At 61.9% G+C, this 18,395-nt stretch carries 19 protein-coding genes; 14 read left to right on the plus strand and 5 right to left on the minus strand.

From position 1 onward, the window contains the following. Nucleotides 1-10 precede the first annotated feature (10 nt). The 5 genes from cysW to ACIPZC_RS01835 all read left to right on the plus strand — a co-directional run bounded on the left by cysW (nucleotide 11) and on the right by ACIPZC_RS01835 (nucleotide 4,476). The gene (gene cysW / locus ACIPZC_RS01815) at nucleotides 11-880 is read left to right on the plus strand and encodes a sulfate ABC transporter permease subunit CysW (protein WP_400624465.1); all 870 of its coding nucleotides are present in this window, start codon (nucleotides 11-13) and stop codon (nucleotides 878-880) included. 3 nt (nucleotides 881-883) lie between these two features. Then, complete coding sequence (locus ACIPZC_RS01820) at nucleotides 884-1,873, plus strand: sulfate/molybdate ABC transporter ATP-binding protein (protein ID WP_012312241.1); 990 nt, start codon at nucleotides 884-886, stop codon at nucleotides 1,871-1,873. Nucleotides 1,874-2,038: 165 nt separating this feature from the next. After that, complete coding sequence (locus tag ACIPZC_RS01825; RefSeq protein ID WP_400624467.1) at nucleotides 2,039-2,620, plus strand: alpha/beta hydrolase; 582 nt, start codon at nucleotides 2,039-2,041, stop codon at nucleotides 2,618-2,620. Between the two features lie 63 nt (nucleotides 2,621-2,683). Continuing rightward, nucleotides 2,684-3,514, plus strand: coding sequence for a sigma 54-interacting transcriptional regulator (locus tag ACIPZC_RS01830; protein WP_400624469.1), 831 nt, complete (start codon nucleotides 2,684-2,686; stop codon nucleotides 3,512-3,514). Between the two features lie 176 nt (nucleotides 3,515-3,690). Beyond that, nucleotides 3,691-4,476, plus strand: coding sequence for a MetQ/NlpA family ABC transporter substrate-binding protein (locus ACIPZC_RS01835; RefSeq protein ID WP_241805030.1), 786 nt, complete (start codon nucleotides 3,691-3,693; stop codon nucleotides 4,474-4,476). Between the two features lie 239 nt (nucleotides 4,477-4,715). Here ACIPZC_RS01835 and ACIPZC_RS01840 read toward each other — a convergent pair whose 3' ends face one another. Further along, nucleotides 4,716-7,079 (minus strand): penicillin acylase family protein, encoded by a 2,364-nt coding sequence (locus ACIPZC_RS01840; RefSeq protein WP_400624471.1) that lies wholly within the window; start codon nucleotides 7,077-7,079, stop codon nucleotides 4,716-4,718. 87 nt (nucleotides 7,080-7,166) lie between these two features. On the opposite strand from ACIPZC_RS01840, the gene ACIPZC_RS01845 reads away from it, so the two are divergent. Further along, nucleotides 7,167-7,733, plus strand: coding sequence for a sugar O-acetyltransferase (locus ACIPZC_RS01845; RefSeq protein ID WP_400624473.1), 567 nt, complete (start codon nucleotides 7,167-7,169; stop codon nucleotides 7,731-7,733). Here the strand turns inward: ACIPZC_RS01845 and ACIPZC_RS01850 are convergent. After that, complete coding sequence (locus ACIPZC_RS01850; protein ID WP_400624475.1) at nucleotides 7,712-8,281, minus strand: DUF6436 domain-containing protein; 570 nt, start codon at nucleotides 8,279-8,281, stop codon at nucleotides 7,712-7,714. The genes ACIPZC_RS01845 and ACIPZC_RS01850 overlap by 22 nt on opposite strands. Before the next feature lie 117 nt (nucleotides 8,282-8,398). Here ACIPZC_RS01850 and ACIPZC_RS01855 point away from each other — a divergent pair, with 117 nt between their 5' ends. Beyond that, the gene (locus tag ACIPZC_RS01855) at nucleotides 8,399-9,325 is read left to right on the plus strand and encodes an alpha/beta hydrolase (protein ID WP_400624476.1); all 927 of its coding nucleotides are present in this window, start codon (nucleotides 8,399-8,401) and stop codon (nucleotides 9,323-9,325) included. Here the strand turns inward: ACIPZC_RS01855 and ACIPZC_RS01860 are convergent, their stop codons facing one another. Beyond that, complete coding sequence (locus ACIPZC_RS01860; RefSeq protein WP_400624478.1) at nucleotides 9,326-10,078, minus strand: DUF2059 domain-containing protein; 753 nt, start codon at nucleotides 10,076-10,078, stop codon at nucleotides 9,326-9,328. A gap of 113 nt (nucleotides 10,079-10,191) precedes the next feature. On the opposite strand from ACIPZC_RS01860, the gene ACIPZC_RS01865 reads away from it, so the two are divergent. Next, the gene (locus ACIPZC_RS01865; RefSeq protein ID WP_400624822.1) at nucleotides 10,192-10,824 is read left to right on the plus strand and encodes a 2OG-Fe(II) oxygenase; all 633 of its coding nucleotides are present in this window, start codon (nucleotides 10,192-10,194) and stop codon (nucleotides 10,822-10,824) included. Then, nucleotides 10,811-11,314, plus strand: a complete 504-nt coding sequence (locus tag ACIPZC_RS01870; RefSeq protein ID WP_400624480.1) for a DUF523 domain-containing protein — start codon at nucleotides 10,811-10,813, stop codon at nucleotides 11,312-11,314. The genes ACIPZC_RS01865 and ACIPZC_RS01870 overlap by 14 nt, the downstream gene beginning before the upstream one ends. Nucleotides 11,315-11,373: 59 nt before the next feature. Here the strand turns inward: ACIPZC_RS01870 and ACIPZC_RS01875 are convergent, their stop codons facing one another. Beyond that, the gene (locus ACIPZC_RS01875) at nucleotides 11,374-11,862 is read right to left on the minus strand and encodes an ABC transporter substrate-binding protein (protein ID WP_267820234.1); all 489 of its coding nucleotides are present in this window, start codon (nucleotides 11,860-11,862) and stop codon (nucleotides 11,374-11,376) included. A 197-nt stretch (nucleotides 11,863-12,059) separates the two neighbouring features. Between ACIPZC_RS01875 and ACIPZC_RS01880 the strand changes: the two genes are divergently transcribed. Continuing rightward, complete coding sequence (locus tag ACIPZC_RS01880; protein WP_241805040.1) at nucleotides 12,060-12,536, plus strand: DUF4399 domain-containing protein; 477 nt, start codon at nucleotides 12,060-12,062, stop codon at nucleotides 12,534-12,536. 309 nt (nucleotides 12,537-12,845) lie between these two features. On the opposite strand, the gene serA is transcribed toward ACIPZC_RS01880, so the two are convergent. Further along, complete coding sequence (gene serA / locus ACIPZC_RS01885; protein WP_039602651.1) at nucleotides 12,846-14,075, minus strand: phosphoglycerate dehydrogenase; 1,230 nt, start codon at nucleotides 14,073-14,075, stop codon at nucleotides 12,846-12,848. Nucleotides 14,076-14,246: 171 nt separating this feature from the next. Here serA and ACIPZC_RS01890 point away from each other — a divergent pair, with 171 nt between their 5' ends. The 4 genes from ACIPZC_RS01890 to ACIPZC_RS01905 all read left to right on the plus strand — a co-directional run bounded on the left by ACIPZC_RS01890 (nucleotide 14,247) and on the right by ACIPZC_RS01905 (nucleotide 18,361). Further along, nucleotides 14,247-15,644: an FAD-binding oxidoreductase gene (locus ACIPZC_RS01890; protein ID WP_400624483.1), complete on the plus strand. Its 1,398-nt coding sequence runs from the start codon at nucleotides 14,247-14,249 to the stop codon at nucleotides 15,642-15,644. Between the two features lie 24 nt (nucleotides 15,645-15,668). Next, nucleotides 15,669-16,334, plus strand: a complete 666-nt coding sequence (locus ACIPZC_RS01895) for a fumarylacetoacetate hydrolase family protein (RefSeq protein WP_400624485.1) — start codon at nucleotides 15,669-15,671, stop codon at nucleotides 16,332-16,334. 106 nt (nucleotides 16,335-16,440) lie between these two features. Continuing rightward, nucleotides 16,441-17,364 (plus strand): SdiA-regulated domain-containing protein, encoded by a 924-nt coding sequence (locus tag ACIPZC_RS01900; RefSeq protein WP_400624487.1) that lies wholly within the window; start codon nucleotides 16,441-16,443, stop codon nucleotides 17,362-17,364. Between the two features lie 85 nt (nucleotides 17,365-17,449). After that, nucleotides 17,450-18,361 carry an SdiA-regulated domain-containing protein gene (locus ACIPZC_RS01905; RefSeq protein ID WP_400624489.1) on the plus strand — a complete coding sequence of 304 codons (912 nt, stop codon included), beginning with the start codon at nucleotides 17,450-17,452 and terminating at the stop codon, nucleotides 18,359-18,361. Nucleotides 18,362-18,395: the final 34 nt, after the last annotated feature.

Below are 18,395 nucleotides of genomic sequence, written 5' to 3' on the forward strand. Positions count from 1 at the left end.
GGAGGCCGGCATGTCCAGTTCATCCCTGACTACCGCCGACGCCAATGCCGCACGGCGTGGCAGCGCCACCTCGCGGCGCATCCTGATCGGCCTCGGCTGGCTGGTGTTCGCACTGTTTCTGCTGCTGCCACTGGTGATCGTGGTGTCGCAGGCGCTGAAGAACGGTTTCGGCACCTTCTTCGAGGCGATCTTCGAGCCTGATGCCTTGTCGGCGCTGAAGCTGACGCTGCTCGCGGTCGTCATCTCGGTGCCGCTGAACCTGGTATTCGGCGTCAGCGCCGCCTGGTGCGTGAGCAAGTACACCTTCCGTGGCAAGAGCATCCTGGTCACCCTGATCGACCTGCCGTTCTCGGTATCGCCGGTCATCGCCGGCCTGGTCTACGTGTTGATGTTCGGCGCCCAAGGCTTGTTCGGGCCTTGGCTGCAGGATCACGACATTCAGATCGTCTTCGCTTTGCCGGGCATCGTGTTGGCGACCATCTTCGTCACCGTGCCCTTCGTTGCCCGTGAGCTGATCCCGCTGATGCAGGAGCAAGGCACCCAGGAAGAGGAGGCTGCGCGCCTGCTCGGCGCCAACGGCTGGCAGATGTTCTGGCACGTGACCCTGCCGAACATCAAGTGGGGCCTGATCTACGGTGTGGTGCTTTGTACCGCGCGGGCCATGGGCGAATTCGGTGCGGTATCTGTGGTCTCGGGCCATATCCGTGGCGTCACCAATACCTTGCCGCTGCACGTGGAGATCCTCTACAACGAGTACAACCACGTCGCGGCCTTCAGTGTGGCCAGCCTGTTGCTGATCCTGGCGCTCTTCATCCTGCTGCTCAAGCAGTGGAGCGAGAACCGTATTAACCGCCTGCACCATAGCGCAGCGGAGGAATAAGTCATGTCGATCGAAGTTCGTAACGTCAGCAAGCGCTTCAACAGCTTCCAGGCCCTGGACAACATCAACCTGGATATCCACAGCGGTGAGCTGGTGGCCCTGCTTGGCCCCTCAGGCTGTGGCAAGACCACCCTGCTGCGCATCATCGCCGGCCTGGAAACGCCGGACGACGGCAATATCGTGTTCCATGGCGAAGACGTATCCGGCCACGATGTACGCGATCGCAACGTCGGTTTCGTGTTCCAGCACTACGCGCTGTTCCGCCACATGAGCGTGTTCGACAACGTTGCCTTCGGCCTGCGCATGAAGCCCAAGGGCGAGCGCCCGAGCGAGAGCAAGATTGCCGAGAAGGTGCATGAACTGCTGAACATGGTGCAGCTGGACTGGCTGGCGGACCGCTACCCCGAACAGCTGTCCGGTGGCCAGCGCCAGCGTATCGCCCTGGCCCGCGCTTTGGCGGTGGAGCCCAAGGTGCTGCTGCTCGATGAGCCGTTCGGAGCCCTCGATGCCAAGGTGCGCAAGGAATTGCGCCGCTGGCTGGCGCGTTTGCACGAGGACATCAATCTGACTTCGGTATTCGTGACCCACGACCAGGAAGAGGCCATGGAAGTGGCCGATCGCATCGTGGTGATGAACAAGGGGGTGATCGAGCAGATCGGCTCCCCAGGGGAAGTGTATGAAAAGCCGGCCAACGACTTTGTCTACCACTTCCTCGGCGACTCCAACCGCCTGGCGTTGAGCGAGGGTCATCATGTGCTGTTCCGGCCACACGAGGTGTCGCTGTCGCGCCATGAAACAGAAGGGCACCACGCCGCCGAGGTGCGTGATATCCGGCCATTGGGCGCGACTACCCGGGTGACCTTGAAGGTGGAAGGGCAAAGCGAGCTGATCGAGGCCGAGGTGGTCAAGGATCACGACAGCCTGACCGGCCTGGCGCGAGGTGAAACACTGTTCTTCAGGCCGAAGGTCTGGCAGAAGGTGGCGGATATCTGAGCCGCGTAAACGATTTGGGGCCGCAGAGCGGCCCCAATAACGCTGAAAGGTTGGCATTCTCGTATTGATTTTTGGTTATTAGCAAATGCCTACTTATTCCTTTACCAATATAAGCGCCTCCCTATACTTTGCCTCTCAGCACACAAATTCACAGGAGGCGCCCCCATGCGCAATGAGTCCATTCGCTACCTGATTGTGCCGGGTTGGCAAGGCTCGCCAGACAATCATTGGCAGAGTCACTGGCAACGCACCTTGCCCAACAGCGCGCGGGTCGATCAGCAGGACTGGCTCACCCCACAGCGCCAGGACTGGGTGCAGGCGTTGGAGCAGGCAATCGCTGCTGAACCCTCGCCAGTGATACTCGTTGCCCATAGCCTGGGCTGCATCACTGTCGTCCATTGGGCTGCCCAGGCCAAGCCGGCCTTGCTGCGGCGCGTGCGCGGCGCGCTGTTGGTTGCCCCGGCGGATGTCGAGCGGCCGACCTGCTCGCCCGCCCTGCGCAACTTCGCGCCAATGCCGCTGCAGGCCCTGCCGTTTCCAAGCCAGGTGATCAGCTCGGACAACGACCCGGCCGTGAGCGTGCCGCGCGCCCTGTACCTGGCGCAGGCTTGGGGCGCCGAAGCGGGGTTGCTGACCAATGCCGGGCATATCAACGTCAAATCCGGGCATGAGCGCTGGGAGCAGGGTTTTGCCTACCTGTATCGCTTGCAAAGCCGTGTGGAACAGCGCGCGCTGCGCCGCGCCTGACCGGCACCCCTGTCTATCGTTTGCCTGACGCCCAGCCCGCAGAGGCCTGGGCGGGAGTTAGTCATGACTTTTCAAAACCCGTTTGGCCAGCCGCTGCTGACTTTTCCTGAACTGGACAAGAGCCCGCTCAGCATTCGTGCCAAGGCGCTGGTGTTCATCGACCCACGCTCGCAGCAGGTGCGTCAGGCGCTGGAGTACCTGGCACCGCAAGCCCTGCCGGTGCTGATCCGCGGTGAGACGGGGACCGGCAAGGAGTTGCTGGCACGGCAAATTCACCGGGCCAGTGATCGTGCCGGGCTCTTCGTCTCGGTAAACTGCGCGGCCATCAGCCCTACCTACGCCGATGCCGAGCTGTTCGGCTACAGTGCCGGCACCCAGGGTGGCACCGCCAGCAGCCGGGCGGGCTGGTTCGGCTCGGCCAACGGCGGCACGCTGTACCTGGACGAAATCGCCGACTTGCCGTTGGCGATCCAAGGCAAGCTGCTGGCCGCTCTGGAAAACCGCGAGGTCACCCGCGTCGGCGCGCATCAGCCGCAGCCGGTGGACGTGCGTCTGGTGGCTGCGACCAGCATTGACCTGGCGCGGGTTGTAAAAGCGGGCAGATTCAACGAACGCTTGTACCAGTACTTGCGCGAGGGCGCGCTGGAGCTTCCTCCGTTGCGTGAGCGCTGCGGCGATATCCTGCCGTTGGCTGAGTATTTCGTGGGCATCTACTGTGCACGCCTGCAGCGCCCGGTGCCGTTGATCAGCGAAGCGGCCCAGCAGGTGCTCGAAGCCCACGCATGGCCCGGCAATACCCGCGAACTGGAGAACATCATCCACTTCGCCCTGCTGGTCAATGACAGTGAACAGATCCAGCCAGAGGACCTCGACCTGCCGAACACCGCACGCTAGACGTCGCTCATAAGCAAAGTGGGTAATGGCATTCTGCTTTTGGAATAAGCAGCTAATTAAAAGGTATTGTTGCGGAATAAAAATTCTCGGTATCTTGCGCTCCACGCCCGCTGATGAAACGGTTGGGCACCTGACTTCGCCATCACCGATGGCCCAGAAACAAAACAAGGACCACCATGAAGAAGACCCTGCTGACCACCGCCCTGGCCGCTGCCCTGTCGTTCTCCGGCCTGGCTGCCGCCGCCGAAAAACTGGTGGTTGCCGCTACCCCTGTGCCCCACGCCGAAATTCTGGAGCTGATCAAGCCGACCTTGGCCAAGGAAGGCGTGGACCTGCAGATCAAGGTCTTCACTGACTACGTACAACCCAACGTACAGGTAGATCAGAAGCGTCTGGACGCTAACTACTTCCAGACCCTGCCTTACCTGAAGAGCTTCAACGAGGGTAAAGGTACCCATCTGGAAACCGTGATCGGCGTGCACGTCGAGCCGTTCGGTGGCTACTCGAAGAAGATCAAGAACCTGTCCGAACTCAAGGATGGCGCTACCGTTGCCATTCCTAACGAAGGCAGCAACAGTGGCCGCGCCCTGATCCTGCTGCAGAAGGCTGGCCTGATCACCCTGAAAGATCCTAAAAACGCCCTGGCCACTCCGAAAGACATTGCCGAGAACCCGAAGAACCTGAAGTTCAAGGAACTTGAGTCGGCCATGCTGGCGCGTGTGCTGGACCAGGTGGACCTGGACATGATCAACACCAACTACGCCCTGGAAGCTGGCCTGAACCCGGCCAAAGATGCGTTGGTGATCGAGGGTAGCGATTCGCCGTACGTGAACTTCCTGGTGGCCCGCCCGGACAACAAGAACAGCGAGGCGATGCAGAAGCTGGCCAAGGCCCTGACCAGCCCCGAGGTCAAGGCATTCATCGCCAAGAAGTACAGCGGTGCGGTGCTGCCGGCGTTCTGATACGCCTGCTTACCCCTTGTACGAAAAACGCCGACGCATTTGCGTCGGCGTTTTTTTTTGCGGTGGCCCAACGCTCAGCGTTGGCTACCCAGTGCCCGGCTCAATGCCAGCAGCCACAGCAGTTGTTCGTTGGCGTCAGTCGGGCAGGGGCTTTTCATCGTTATCGTCCTTGTAGTGTGATGGCCATGCGGATCGCAATCTGAAGCGCTTGGAGAAGCCGACCCGAAGAAAAGTTTCCATCACTCTGTCGGCACCAGACGCAAGGTAGTGTGAGCCGGTATCACCCCCATCTGGGCGCGCTGATATTGCCCCTCGATATAGCCTTCAGCCTGGTCCGAATAGTGGCGGTCAAACGGCACGCCACTTTGCCCGACCGGGTTGCTGGTCAAGGCCTGGCCAACGTCGGCGAAGTCGATCAGCCGCCGGGTCGAAGGCCCATACGTCACCGGCCACGGCGCAGGTCCGATTTTCGCTGACAGGTTGTTGGGTACCTCATGGGTCCCCGGTGCAGCAAACGGGCCGACGTTGAACAGCAGGTTCAACGGTTTTTTAATACCCAGTGGATGGTTGTGCGTCAGGGTATGCGCCTTGCCCCATTGCCAGCTGGCTGGGTCTTTGCCAAAGGTTTCACGCAGGTGCGCGAGGGTTTGCTGCCAAGCGATGCGCACGATGGTAGTGCGGTCGGTACGCTGGTCGGCACCGCGCGTGTCCCACCACGGTGATTGCGCGTCCGCTGCCAAGCGTGGCAGGGCAGAGTCGATGGTCCGGGTACTGATGAGCACCGGGAACCAGGTGTCGCCCAGCTCGTCATGCAGCGCGGCATGGGCCAACTGGTAGAGAAACTGGTTGAACAGCGTGGCGCTGGTCGAGTCCAGCGGGTGATCTCCGCGCCAAGCGGCCAGTTGCTCGACCAGCTCCTTTTCCTCCTCGCCCTGGGCGATGTCGCGCAGGGTCGCGAGCAGGGGCGCCAGGGTGCGTGGGCCGTAGTCGTTGGCGGTGTCCAGCTGCAGCGCCTGGCTGTTCTGGGTATCCCACTTCACCTGCGGGTTGGCCAGGTGGCGCTCCAGCTGACGGCCCCGGTCTGGCAAGTTGTAATAGCCCGGTATCGGTACCGCCGCTGGCGGCTGGTAATTGGCTGAAACGATGTAACCGCTGGCCGGGTTTTCCTGCTGTGGGTTGACGCTGAATGGATAGAAACCCAGCTTGTCGGCCTGGACGCTCGCGCCATCGAGGATGAACGACGGGTTGACGCCATCCGGGCGGATCGGCAGTTGCGCCGCCGCCCACCAACCAATGTCGCCACCTGCACTGGCCCAGACGAAGTTGAGCCCAGGCGCCTGAACCATGGCCGCCGCCTCGCGCATCTTGGCAAGGGAGTCGGCACGGTTGAGCTGATAGAAGCCTTCGAGAATCGGATTGTCGGTTTCCAGAAAGGCCCACCACATGGCGATTGGCGTCGTGCCGGCGGTCGCGCCCAGCACGTCGTTGACGATCGGCCCGTGGGGTGAGCGGCGCAGGCTGATGACGACCGGCTGCTCGCCTTTGACGGCGATTTTCTCCTCAGTCTTTTCCAGTGTTCGCCATTGGCCGTTGACCATGACCTGATCGCTGTTTGCCGGGTTGGTCTTTTCCGCAATCAGGTCGACGTCGTCGTTCTGGAACATGGTCAGGCTCCAGCCGAAGTCGCGATTGTGACCGAGCAGCGCGAACGGGTTCAGCGCCTGGAAGTAGCCGTACAGGTTGAACCCTGGCGCCGACAGCTCGGCCTCGTACCAGACGGCCGGCACCGCGAAGCTGATGTGCGGATCGCCGGCCAGCAGCGGCTTGCCGCTGCGGGTACGGCGGCCGGCCACTGCCCAGGCATTGCTGCCTTCGAATTGGGGAATGCCGGCATCGCCAAGGGCTTCGTGGCTGAGACGGGCGAGGGCTTCAAGGCCCTGCCAATCGGCCGTCGCCAGCGGGGTGCCCAACGCGCCGTCAGGTTGCCAGTCGAGGTCGAACATCTTCAGGTACTGCGGCCCGAGCTGGTCGCGGATATAGGTCAAGGCAGGCTCGGTGCGGAACGCGGCGGCAAAACTGTAGGCCAGGTAGCCGGCGATGCTCAGGGTATCCTCAGCGGTGAACGGCCTGGGCGTGATGCCGATCAGGTCGAACTCCATGGGCTTGGGGTGGCTCGCTTGCCAGGCGTTGATGCCATCGAGGTAGGCTTGCAGGGCCTTGTACGCGGGGGACTGGCGGTCCAGCCGCTGCACCATCAGCGCCGCTTGATCACGGATGCGCAGGCTGCGGAACAGGGTATCGGTGGGCAGCAGCTTTTCGCCCAACACCTCGGCCAGCTCTCCGCGGGCCAGGCGGCGCATGATTTCCATCTGGAACAATCGGTCCTGGGCATGCACGTAGCCAAGGGCGCGGTACAGGTCTGCTTCGTTCTGCGCCTGCAGGTGCGGCACGCCGCGGGTGTCATAGCGCACACTGACCGGGGCCTGCAGGCCGGCGATCGCTACCTCGCCGTCACGCTGCGGCAGTTTGCCGTGCACGTACCAGTAACCGGCACCGGTGGCCATGGCCACTACCACGGCTAACAGGGTCAGGCTGCGCTTCATCGAGGCTCCTTGTGCATTCGAGCGGAAATTGTGGTCCGATCTTCGGCAGATTTGCGCAAAGAGCATAGCCCTCTCCAAGGAGTTTCCATGTTTCTCAGCGAAAAACAGAAAATGCTTAGTGGTCAGCTCTACCATGCCGGCTGCCCCGAACTGCAGGCCGAGCAAATCGCCACCAAGCACTGGATGCAGCGCTACAACACCAGCGTCGAACTGCTTAACGAAGCCCGCAATGGCTTGCTTGCCGAGCACTTCGGCCATGTGGGCGAAGGCACGGTCATTCGCCCACCGTTCTATTGCGACTACGGCTACAACATCAGCGTCGGCCGCAATACCTTCATGAATTTCAACTGCGTGATCCTGGACGTGCTGCCGGTACGTATCGGCGATGATTGCCAGATCGGCCCGGCGGTGCAGATCTACACCGCCGATCACCCGCTAGACCCTGAAATTCGGCGTACCGGGCTGGAGAGCGGAAGGCCGGTGACCATCGGCAACAACGTGTGGATTGGTGGCGCGGCAATCATCCTGCCTGGGGTGAGCATTGGGGATAACGCAGTGGTTGGTGCGGGCAGTGTGGTAACCCGCGATGTGCCGGCAGGCGCAGTAGTGATGGGTAACCCGGCGCGCGCGCGTCAGCCAGCCCAAGGGCAATAGCAGCCGACGGCCAGCGTGTTCGATGCCTTGACTTGGCGGCCATCGAGCAAGGCCTTGAGGATTGGCTCGATGAAGCTGTTGCTGGCGTTGCATACCGCGCCTTCGCTGTAGGGGCCGAAGTAGGCGAGGTCGCCTTGACGGTCCCAGATCGCTACGGCTGGAGAGGCGGGCAGGTTTTCACTGCCCGGAAGTTGGGTTATGGGCTGCAGGCGGGTGAGGTTGGCCGGCAGCTGGCCATGGCTGCCGGGCTTTTGCACGACGTGGAAGGTCACGCCCTTGTCGGCGAACTGGCCGAGCAGGTCACTCAGGTGCTGCTGGTTGCCGACGTTGCATGGGCAGGTCGGGTCCAGGAAGTGCACTACGCGAACAGGGCCGGGGCCGGCGAGCTCGGCGGGCAGGCGCAGTTGGGTGCCGTCGAACAGCGTGGTCTGGCTTTCGAACGGGCGCAGGTAGCGGGACTGGAAACTCTCGTATGCCCACCAGAGCACGGCGGCGCATGACAGCAATGCAATGGCTGAAAGTATCGGCTTGATTGTTGGTGTTTTCATGGCCCATCCGCAACCCTGAAGGAGCGGTATCGTTGATTCAAAGTTGGCAAGCTTGCCACGGCGCAGCCAAGAGCTGAATATCCCGGATCAATACTCGCTTCGCTCTGGATGTACCCGATGCCCGCTGCTATTCACCCTGACCGCCTGCGCGCCAGCCTCGCGCCCCTTGGCAAACGCCAACCTTTATCCGTGCAGGCGCAGGATTATCAGCGCTTCTATGGCCTGAACCTGTCGACGCAGAGCTGGCTGGGCGGTTTTCAGGCTGCGGGTTTCGAGCTGGTGGGGCAAGTCTGGCTGCCGGCTCAGCCTGTGGCGACAGTGTTTCTGCTGCATGGCTACTACGATCACATGGGCCTCTATCGCCATGTGATCGAATGGGCAGTCAAGCAGGGTTATGCCGTTATCAGCTGCGACCTGCCTGGCCATGGCCTGTCCAGTGGCGAGCGCGCCAGCATCACTGATTTCGCCCTCTACCAACAGGTGCTCGATGCCCTGTTCGAGCAGGCGCGCGGCCTTGATTTGCCGCACCCGTGGCACCTGTGCGGGCAGAGCACGGGCGGCGCCATCGCCGTCGATCACCTGTTGCATCAGGGGCTACAGAGCCCGGTTGATGGCCAGGTTATCCTGCTTGCGCCGCTCGTGCGCCCACGCGCGTGGCTGTGGTCGAAACTCAGTTATCGAGTGTTGCGCCACTTCGTCAATGGCATTGAGCGGCGCTTCAGCGAGAACAGCAATGACCCGACGTTCCTGCCGTTCCTGGAGGCCGACCCGCTTCAGCCTCGGCGCCTGCCGACAGCCTGGGTCGGCGCGTTGATGGCCTGGGTCAAGCGGATCGAGGCTGCACCCTGCAGTGCGCGGCGACCATTGATCGTGCAGGGGCAGGCTGACGGCACAGTGGACTGGCCCTACAACCTCGAAGTGCTCAAGGCCAAGTTCGCCGAGCCCCAGATACTGCTGCTGCCCGAAGCCCGTCACCACCTGGCCAACGAACTGCCGGCCATCCGCCAGCGCTATTTCGACTTCATCGACCAGCGCTTGGGCTGATCACTTGAGGTTCGCGCCGCTCTGGCCGACTGCCAGGCCGGCGCGCACAGCTGCCACGGCGGCTTGGTAGTACGCTTTGCCTTCGGGTGACTCGGCGAAGGTGGCGAACTCTTCCAGCTCGGCGTCGGACAGGTCGCGGTACACGTATAGCAACGTGTTGTTGAGGTCTTCGCCAATCTGGTTCATCAGCCGCTGGCGCTGGCCTTCGAGCAGGCCTTGGGCCTGGCCACCGCCGAACAGGCCGGGGATCATCGAACTGAGGCTGTCGGCCGCTACGCCGGCGATCGCCAGGCTAACCTCGGCACCGGCTTCGCGGGCCGGGAGCGCCTGAGCCAGGTGCCCGATGATCAGCAGACGGTCATCACTGGCCTGGATTTTCGGCAAGCCCTTGGCGTGCTTGGCCAGTTGGTCCTTGCGCGTGGCCAGCAGTTCGGCAGCTACGATCTTGCGCCCCAGCGGTGACTGGAAAAAGGCCAGTGCCGGCGCGGGGTCGGGCAGCGCGCTGCGCAATTGTGCCTGGGCACGGCGGTCCATGGCCTCAGCCTGGAAGCGCTGATTGCTGTTGCTGACCAGCGCCTGGTAAACCGCAGGCGGCAGGCTGTTGCGGTAGCGCTGCTGGGCGGCGCTCACGGCATCATTGAAATGGGCGCGCTGGTCGGGCCAGCCGGCGGCCTTGTAGAGCTGATCGAGGCTGTCTGCCCAGACAGGCACGGTGCAGATCATCAGCAAAATCAGGGAAAACAGACGGCGCATTCAGGACTCCTGTCGGCAGATGGCTATTGTCCTTGGCTCGGCGCCGGTTTGTCGAGATAGGGGCGTGTTTCTCGGCCAAGTGGCGCTGTGCGAGGGCATGGCTAATGGATATGATGCGCGCCATGCATATCTCCCCTGAAAACCCGATGCTTGCAGCCGTCGTTGACGATCTGGCCACCCGTGGCTGGTCGCAGCAGGCCCTTTTCCTGCCCGCTGAGCTGGTCGGCGCGCTTGCGGCCGAGTGTCGTCGGCGTAATGCCGAAGGCCAGCTCAACCCCGCTGGGGTGGGGCGCGGTGTGGCCCAGGAGGTGCGCGAGGCGATCCGCGGGGACCAGATCCAGTGGATCGACCCGGGTCAGGCCCAGGCCTGCGATCAGTACCTTGAAGCGATGGACCAGCTGCGTCTGGCCATCAACCAGGGCCTGTTCCTGGGCCTTGAAGACTTCGAGTGTCACTTCGCCCTGTACCCGGCAGGTGCGTTCTATCGTCGCCACCTTGACCGTTTCCGCGACGACGACCGGCGCATGGTCTCGGCCGTGCTTTACCTCAATGAAAACTGGCAGCCGCAGGATGGTGGCCAGTTGCGCATGTTCCTGGCTGACGCTGTCGAGCATGATGTGCTGCCCGTGGCCGGTTGCCTGGTGGTGTTTCTATCGGGTGAAGTGCCTCATGAAGTCTTGCCTGCGGGGCGTGAGCGGCTTTCGTTGACGGGGTGGTTCCGGCGCCGTGGTAATGACCCGTTCTGACCCGCCCAAGGTGCTGGTCAGCGCCTGCCTGCTGGGGCAACCGGTGCGCTATGACGGGCGCGCCAGCGGCCATCCTGATCTGTTGCAGCGCTGGCAGGCTGAAGGGCGTGTGGTGCCGTTGTGCCCGGAGGTGGCGGGTGGCCTGCCCACACCGCGCCCGCCCGCGGAGATACCGGGCGGGCAGGGCGGCGAGGTGCTCGATGGCGCCACGCAGGTGCTGACGATCGATGGCGAGGACGTAAGCGCGGCCTTTCTTGCCGGTGCCCGGCAGGCGCTGGCGCTGGTGCGTCGGCATGGCATCCGGGTGGCGGTGCTCAAGGCGGGCAGCCCTTCGTGTGGCAACCGCTTGACCTACGATGGCACGTTCGCTGGGGTGAAAGTGCCAGGGCAGGGGGTGACCACCGCACTGCTGCGGCGGGAGGGCGTGCTGGTGTTCAGTGAACTGGAGTTGGAAGAGGCCCAGCGAGCGCTGGCTGGGCTGTCAGCGTAGTTGGGTGCTGGCCCGTTCGCGAGGGTTACCCGCGAATGGCTGTGCAGGCAATAACGGACTTACTCTCCGGTAGCCGTCTGCTGCACACCCTTGAACCACTTCTGCTCAAGCTCCGCTGTTCGGCCGCTGTCCTTGAGGCGCTGCAGCGCGTTGTTCACCGCGCTCTCGAACGCCGGGTTGTCTTTCTGGAACGGGATGACCAGTTTCCTCTCGCCAAAAGGCTGGCTCAGGTCAAACGGTGTGTCGGCCTTGGGGGCATTTTCCGCTGGGGTCAGGGTGATGTCGTATTTGCCCGTTTCAACACCGGGGAGTATCTCGGCCTCAGGTGTTTCAATGAACTCGACACGCAGGTCCAGTTGTTTGGCCAGCTCTTGGCCGAACTCGATCTCAAAGCCGGTCAGGTGCTCGTTTTCCTTGAAGGCATACGGCGAGTTGTCGGCCTGTACGGCAATGCGCAGTTCGCCCCGATCGGCGATTTCGTCTATCAGCTCGGCTTGAGCCAATGGCGTGATCAGTACTGCCAGCAGTACACCCAGCGTCGAACGCATCTAATGCCCCTTTTCTTTGGCAAATGAATAACTTTCGCCACGACTTTCTTCCTCGTCGTGGTCGAGCGCAGCCTATGACCTTGAAGCCTTGGCGATGTTTAACCCTAACTGAAATTTTTCTCTTTGTGGGCTATGGTGGACTTCCGCCGCCGTTCGTTTGCAGGTGGCGGTCAATGAGTGAATCACAGGAGAAGTGAATGAACAGCCTATTTTCGCGTGCTGCCGTAGCCGGTCTGCTGATGGGGGCCTCGGTACTGGCCAGCGCTGCGGATGCGCTGAAGAGCCAGGAGCCGCCCAAGGATGCCAAGGTCTTCATCGTTTCCCCCGCTGATGGTGCAACGGTCGACAAGACCTTCACCGTCAAGTTTGGCATCGAAGGCATGGGGCTCAAACCTGCGGGTGACCAGACCCCGCACACCGGCCACCACCACCTGCTGGTGGATGTGGACAAGGAGCCTGCAGCCGATCAGCCACTGCCGACCAGTTTGATGCCTGAAGGCGGGGCAGCGCTGCCAGCCGGCCCACAGGTGCTGCACTTCGGCAAGGCCCAGACCGAGACCACCCTTACCCTGACGCCGGGCAAGCACACCCTGCAGTTGGTACTGGGTGACCGGTATCACGTACCGTTCAAGCCAAGCGTTGAGTCGAAGAAGATCACGGTCGAAGTGAAGTAAGCCGACGCCGCTGGCATCGCTAAGGGGGGCGGGCTTGTTGGCCGAACTATAAAGGTGGCCATCAAGTTCGAGGCCCCTCGGCTAAGCGGTTGGGGCCGCTTTGCGGCCCATCGCCGGCAAGCCGGCCCACAGAATGGGCTACCCCAGGACTTTGGATGGGTGTCCAGCTTGCTTGGGGCAGTTCAGAGACCGCGCAGCGCTTGAGGCCTGCGCGCAGCCCGTGGGAGCCGGCTTGCCGGCGATGGGCTGCGTAGCAGCCCTGATAACGGTAACTGACTGGCAGCCGCTACCAGGGCTTGGCAATCAAGCTCAGAACAGTACGCGCGAGCGGATGGTGCCCTTGACGTGCTGCAGCTTCTCTTGCGCCAGGTCGGAGTACTCGGCGTCAACGTCGATGACCACGTAACCCACTTTCTCGTTGGTCTGCAGGAACTGACCGGAGATGTTGATACCGTTCTCGGCGAAGACTTTGTTGATCTCGCTGAGCACGCCCGGGATGTTTTCGTGGATGTGCAGCAGGCGGTGCTTGCCCGGGTGCGCCGGCAGGGCGACTTCCGGGAAGTTGACCGACGATACAGAGGTACCGTTGTCGCTGTACTTGACCAGTTTCTCGGCCACTTCCAGGCCGATGTTGGCCTGGGCCTCGGCGGTGGAGCCACCGATGTGCGGGGTCAGGATCACGTTGTCCAGGCCGCGCAGCGGGCTTTCGAACTCTTCATCGTTGGAGCGCGGCTCGACCGGGAATACGTCGATGGCGGCGCCGATCAGGTGCTTGTCTTTGATGGCCGCGGCCAGGTGGTCCAGCTCTACCACGGTGCCACGGGCGGCGTTGATCAGGATCGAGCCCTTCTTCATCGCGCGGATTTCTTTCTCACCGATCATCCACTGGGTGGATGGCAGCTCAGGCACATGCAGCGAGACGATGTCGGCCAGGCCCAGCAGTTCGTGCAGGCTGGTGACCTGCACGGCGTTGCCCAGCGGCAGCTTGGTCAGCGGGTCGTAGAAGTAGACCTGCATGCCCAGGCTCTCGGCCAGTACCGACAGTTGGGTACCGATCGAGCCGTAGCCGACGATGCCCAGCTTCTTGCCGCGGATTTCGAACGAGTTGGCAGCGCTCTTGATCCAGCCGCCACGGTGGCAGGAGGCGTTTTTCTCGGGGATGCCGCGCAGCAGCAGGATGGCTTCGGCCAGCACCAGCTCGGCCACCGAGCGGGTGTTGGAGTATGGCGCGTTGAACACGGCAATGCCGCGCTCGCGGGCAGCGTCCAGATCGACCTGGTTGGTGCCGATGCAGAAGCAACCGACGGCGACCAGTTTCTTGGCGCAGTCGAAGATCTCTTCGGTCAGCTGGGTACGCGAACGGATGCCGATGAAGTGGGCATCGGCGATCTTTTCCTTGAGTTCCGCTTCCGGCAGCGAGCCAGTGAGGTACTCGATGTTGGTGTACCCGGCGGCCTTGAGGGTATCCACCGCGTTCTGGTGCACACCTTCAAGGAGAAGGAACCTGATCTTGCTCTTGTCGAGAGAAGTCTTGCTCATCTGCGTAAACCTGTATCCCGGAGAAAAAATGGCGAGAAGTGATGCTAGGCGCGGCGTCGGCCTTAGCATGAACAGCGGGAGCGCTATGCTAGCATACGCGACACAATCTGAGCTTATCCCGACAGGTGAAGAGTACTCAGGGTGACTATGAATAAGTCGAGAGTTCCGGCGATGACGCAGCCCGCGGTAATTGATGAACTGATGACCTTGGTAGACCCTGGCAAGGTCCTGACCGATGCCGTTTCCCTGGAAACGTACGGCAAGGACTGGACCAAGCATTTCCCGCCCGCGCCGACTGCCATCGTGTTCCCCAAAAGCGTGGAACAGGTTCAGGCGATCGTTGGCTGGGCCAATCGCCATCAGGTTGCCCTGGTGCCTTCCGGCGGTCGGACCGGGCTCTCCGCCGGTGCCGTGGCAGCCAATGGTGAAGTGGTGGTCGCCTTCGACTACATGAACCAGATTCTCGATTTCAATGCCTTCGATCGCACGGTGGTCTGCCAGCCTGGGGTCATCACCCGCCAGCTGCAGGCATTCGCCGAAGAACAGGGGCTTTATTACCCGGTGGATTTCGCCTCGAGCGGCTCCAGCCAGATTGGCGGTAACATCGGCACAAACGCGGGTGGTATCAAGGTCATTCGCTATGGCATGACCCGTAACTGGGTCGCTGGCCTCAAAGTTGTCACGGGCAAGGGCGAACTGCTCGAGCTGAACAAGGACCTCATCAAGAACGCCACGGGCTATGACCTGCGCCAGTTGTTCATCGGCGCCGAAGGCACCCTGGGGTTCGTGGTCGAGGCGACCATGCGCCTGGACCGCGCCCCACGCAACCTCACTGCCATGGTGCTGGGCACGCCGGACTTCGATTCGATCATGCCGGTGTTGCATGCCTTCCAGGGCAAGCTTGACCTCACGGCATTCGAGTTCTTTTCCGACAAGGGCCTGGCCAAGATCATGGCCCGTGGCGACGTTCCTGCGCCGTTCGCCACCGACTGCCCGTTCTATGCCTTGCTGGAGTTCGAGGCCAGTACCGAGGAGGTGGCCAACGAAGCGCTGGCCACTTTCGAGCACTGCGTCGAGCAAGGCTGGGTACTGGACGGGGTGATGAGCCAGAGCGAAGCCCAGTTGCGAAACCTCTGGAAACTGCGCGAGTACCTGTCCGAAACCATCTCCCACTGGACGCCGTACAAGAACGACATTTCGGTCACGGTTTCCAAGGTGCCGGCCTTCCTGCGCGACATCGATGCCATCGTCAGCGAGCACTATCCCGACTATGAGGTGGTCTGGTACGGGCACATCGGTGACGGCAACCTGCACCTGAACATCCTCAAGCCCGAGCCCATGAGCAAAGACGATTTCTTCGCTTCATGCGCCAAGGTCAACAAGTGGGTGTTCGACATCGTCCAGCGCTATAACGGCTCGATCTCCGCTGAGCACGGTGTGGGCATGACAAAGCGCGATTACCTTGGCTACAGCCGCTCACCGCAGGAAATCGCCTGCATGAAGGCGATAAAGGCCGTCTTCGACCCTAACGGCATCATGAATCCGGGTAAGATCTTCGCTCCTGAATAAAAGCAGTAATCAAAGGAGTCGGCCATGAGTTACCAGCACCAGTACGTAGACGGCACCCGTATCCACTTCCCGTTGGGCAAGGTTGTTTGCGTTGGCCGCAACTATGCCGAGCACGCCAAGGAATTGGGCAACCCCATTCCGAGCGAGCCGTTGCTGTTCATCAAGCCGGGCAGTTGCGTGGTACCGCTGGAGGGTGGCTTCAAGATTCCTACCGACCGTGGGTCGGTGCACTACGAAGCCGAAATCGCGGTGTTGCTGGGCAAGCCGCTGTCGGCGCACCCGTCCGAAGAAGAAGTGCTGGATGCCATCTCAGGCTTTGCCCCAGCGCTGGACCTGACCCTGCGCGACGTGCAAGCCAAGCTCAAAGAGAAGGGCATGCCGTGGGAGACCGCCAAGAGTTTCGACGGTGCCTGTGTACTGCCGCCTTTCGTTGCTGCCGGCACCTTCGACGACCTGGCCGACATTCCCGTGCGCCTGACCATCAATGGTGAGGTTCGCCAGGACGGCAACAGCGCGATGATGCTCAACCCGATCGTGCCGATCATCCAGCACATGGCCTCGCACTTTTCGCTGTTGCCGGGGGATGTGATCCTGACCGGGACCCCGGCAGGCGTCGGGCCCTTCGAGGTGGGTGATGAACTGGTGCTGGAGTTGCCGGGCGTGAGCCGCTTCGAAAGCCGGGTGCTCTGAGCCGAGACTGCGCCGCCCGCGAAGCGGGCGACGCGATTTACCGTTTTTTTCACAACCCATCTGGATAATGCGCGAATCTCCGCCTATTTACCCAGGAACACTCTGTATGGCCCCGTCTTCCAGCGCTTCCGTATCCCCCAAGCGTCGCTTCTACCTGCGCTGGCCATTCGGCCTGGCCGTGGCTGCGGTGATTGGCTATGGCGTGGCCGTGGCAATGCACTGGGATGACCGGGGCCGGCTGTGGTTGCAGGAAGGCTTCGAGAGCAGCGCAGAGCGCGGCGAAAGCGTCTGGTTGCCGGACTACCAGGTCGATATCGATGCCAAGCCCCTGCCGGGCATGGACGACGATGAAGCGTCGGACGTGGCGTTCAATCCGCATACGCGTACGTTATTTGTGGTCATGGGCAAGAACCCGTTCCTGGTCGAGTTGAGCCTCGAGGGTGATGTGCTGAGGCAGATCCCATTGCAGGGGTGGAACAACCCTGAAGGGGTTGCCGTGCTGGAGGATGGCCGCTTGGCCATTACCGATGAGCGTCTGCACGACCTGACCGTGGTCAAGGTGGATGCGCAAACCAAGTCGCTGAACCATGCAGATTTTCAGAGCCACGACTTGGGCGAGTCGGTGCAAAGCAACAAGGGCTTCGAAGCCGTGGCATGGGACCCGATGCGCCAGCGCCTGGTGATCGGCGAGGAGCGGCCGCCAAAGCTGTATACCTGGAGCACCGATGGGCGTAGCCCGCTGCAGGGTGACAAGCAGCCGCTGGCCAGCGACGAACTCGACCTGCGCAACCTCTCCGCCCTGGGCGTCGACCCGCGTACGGGCCACCTTCTGGTGCTGTCGTCGGACTCCAACATGCTGCTGGAGCTCGACGAGCAAGGTCAGCAGGTCAGCTTCATGACCTTGCTGGGCGGGTTCAACGGCCTCAAGGACACCATTCCGCGTGCTGAAGGGGTGGCAATGGATGACCAAGGCAACCTGTACATGGTCAGTGAACCGGCGCTGTTCTATCGATTCAAGAAAACTGACTGAAAAATCAGATATTTCGGATGCTGGCATTAAGCTTTACTTCAGTTGGTCGTGGTTAGATTCGTCGTCCTCAAACCGAGTCTGCCCTATGCGTCGTTATGTTCGTCTGCCCTTGATCCTGGCCGTCACTGGTCTGCTCGCTGTGCTCTTGCTGGGCGTGGCGCAGCAGCAGTTCCGTTTGCTCGAGCGTGGCTGGTTCAACGTCAAGTCCTGGTGGCAGCCCGCTGAACGAAGCATGGGCCTGGATCGCTATCAGGTGGTGATCCAGGCGCAGTCCATCGACGGGCTGGACGATGATGTTTCGGCGCTGACGTACGACCCCGACCGCAAGACGCTGTTCACCGTGACCAACAAGCGGTCCGAACTGATCGAATTGTCCCTCGACGGCCGTATCCTGCGGCGGGTGCCATTGACCGGTTTCGGCGACCCCGAGGCGGTGGAATACGTTGGGCCCAACAGTTACGTGATCACCGATGAGCGCCAGCAACGGCTGATTCGCGTGCGCCTGGAGGATGACACGCTGTTCCTGGATGCCAACGATGCCGAGCAATTGAGCCTGGGTATCGGCCTGAACGGTAACAAGGGCTTCGAGGGCCTGGCCTATGACACGGCGGGCAAACGCCTGTTCGTGGCCAAGGAGCGGGACCCGATGGTGATCTATGAAATTCACGGGTTCCCCCATGAAAATCCGGAGCAGCCCTATGCAGTGCATGTGGCGCAGGACCGCAAGCGCGATGAGGGGCTGTTCGTGAGGGATCTGTCGAGCCTGCAATTCGACGAGCGCAGCGGGCATCTGCTGGCGTTGTCGGATGAATCACGGCTGGTGCTGGAGCTGGACGTGAAGGGAAAACCGTTGAGCACACTGTCGCTGCGCAAGGGTTACCAGGGGCTGAAGCAGACGGTGCCGCAGGCGGAAGGGATTGCGATGGATGAGGCGGGGACCATTTATCTGGTCAGTGAGCCCAACCTGTTCTACGTGTTCAAGCAGCCGGTCGATTGAGTGTGTTGTTGCCCCAACCGCCGGCTTGCCGCCG

The organism is Pseudomonas sp. NPDC089743, from assembly GCF_044748785.1.
GTDB lineage: Bacteria > Pseudomonadota > Gammaproteobacteria > Pseudomonadales > Pseudomonadaceae > Aquipseudomonas > Aquipseudomonas putida_X.

Bases quoted from the DNA above. Each gene is read 5' to 3' on its own strand.
- ACIPZC_RS01890 (WP_400624483.1), top strand. From the start codon at position 14,247: ATGACGCAGCCCGCGGTAATTGATGAACTGATGACCTTGGTAGACCCT.
- ACIPZC_RS01860 (WP_400624478.1), bottom strand. From the start codon at position 10,078: ATGCGCCGTCTGTTTTCCCTGATTTTGCTGATGATCTGCACCGTGCCT.
- ACIPZC_RS01825 (WP_400624467.1), top strand. From the start codon at position 2,039: ATGCGCAATGAGTCCATTCGCTACCTGATTGTGCCGGGTTGGCAAGGC.
- ACIPZC_RS01820 (WP_012312241.1), top strand. From the start codon at position 884: ATGTCGATCGAAGTTCGTAACGTCAGCAAGCGCTTCAACAGCTTCCAG.
- ACIPZC_RS01870 (WP_400624480.1), top strand. From the start codon at position 10,811: ATGACCCGTTCTGACCCGCCCAAGGTGCTGGTCAGCGCCTGCCTGCTG.
- ACIPZC_RS01850 (WP_400624475.1), bottom strand. From the start codon at position 8,281: ATGAAAACACCAACAATCAAGCCGATACTTTCAGCCATTGCATTGCTG.
- ACIPZC_RS01865 (WP_400624822.1), top strand. From the start codon at position 10,192: ATGCGCGCCATGCATATCTCCCCTGAAAACCCGATGCTTGCAGCCGTC.
- ACIPZC_RS01835 (WP_241805030.1), top strand. From the start codon at position 3,691: ATGAAGAAGACCCTGCTGACCACCGCCCTGGCCGCTGCCCTGTCGTTC.
- ACIPZC_RS01880 (WP_241805040.1), top strand. From the start codon at position 12,060: ATGAACAGCCTATTTTCGCGTGCTGCCGTAGCCGGTCTGCTGATGGGG.
- ACIPZC_RS01830 (WP_400624469.1), top strand. From the start codon at position 2,684: ATGACTTTTCAAAACCCGTTTGGCCAGCCGCTGCTGACTTTTCCTGAA.
- cysW (WP_400624465.1), top strand. From the start codon at position 11: ATGTCCAGTTCATCCCTGACTACCGCCGACGCCAATGCCGCACGGCGT.
- ACIPZC_RS01900 (WP_400624487.1), top strand. From the start codon at position 16,441: ATGGCCCCGTCTTCCAGCGCTTCCGTATCCCCCAAGCGTCGCTTCTAC.
- ACIPZC_RS01855 (WP_400624476.1), top strand. From the start codon at position 8,399: ATGCCCGCTGCTATTCACCCTGACCGCCTGCGCGCCAGCCTCGCGCCC.
- ACIPZC_RS01895 (WP_400624485.1), top strand. From the start codon at position 15,669: ATGAGTTACCAGCACCAGTACGTAGACGGCACCCGTATCCACTTCCCG.
- ACIPZC_RS01875 (WP_267820234.1), bottom strand. From the start codon at position 11,862: ATGCGTTCGACGCTGGGTGTACTGCTGGCAGTACTGATCACGCCATTG.
- ACIPZC_RS01905 (WP_400624489.1), top strand. From the start codon at position 17,450: ATGCGTCGTTATGTTCGTCTGCCCTTGATCCTGGCCGTCACTGGTCTG.
- ACIPZC_RS01840 (WP_400624471.1), bottom strand. From the start codon at position 7,079: ATGAAGCGCAGCCTGACCCTGTTAGCCGTGGTAGTGGCCATGGCCACC.
- serA (WP_039602651.1), bottom strand. From the start codon at position 14,075: ATGAGCAAGACTTCTCTCGACAAGAGCAAGATCAGGTTCCTTCTCCTT.
- ACIPZC_RS01845 (WP_400624473.1), top strand. From the start codon at position 7,167: ATGTTTCTCAGCGAAAAACAGAAAATGCTTAGTGGTCAGCTCTACCAT.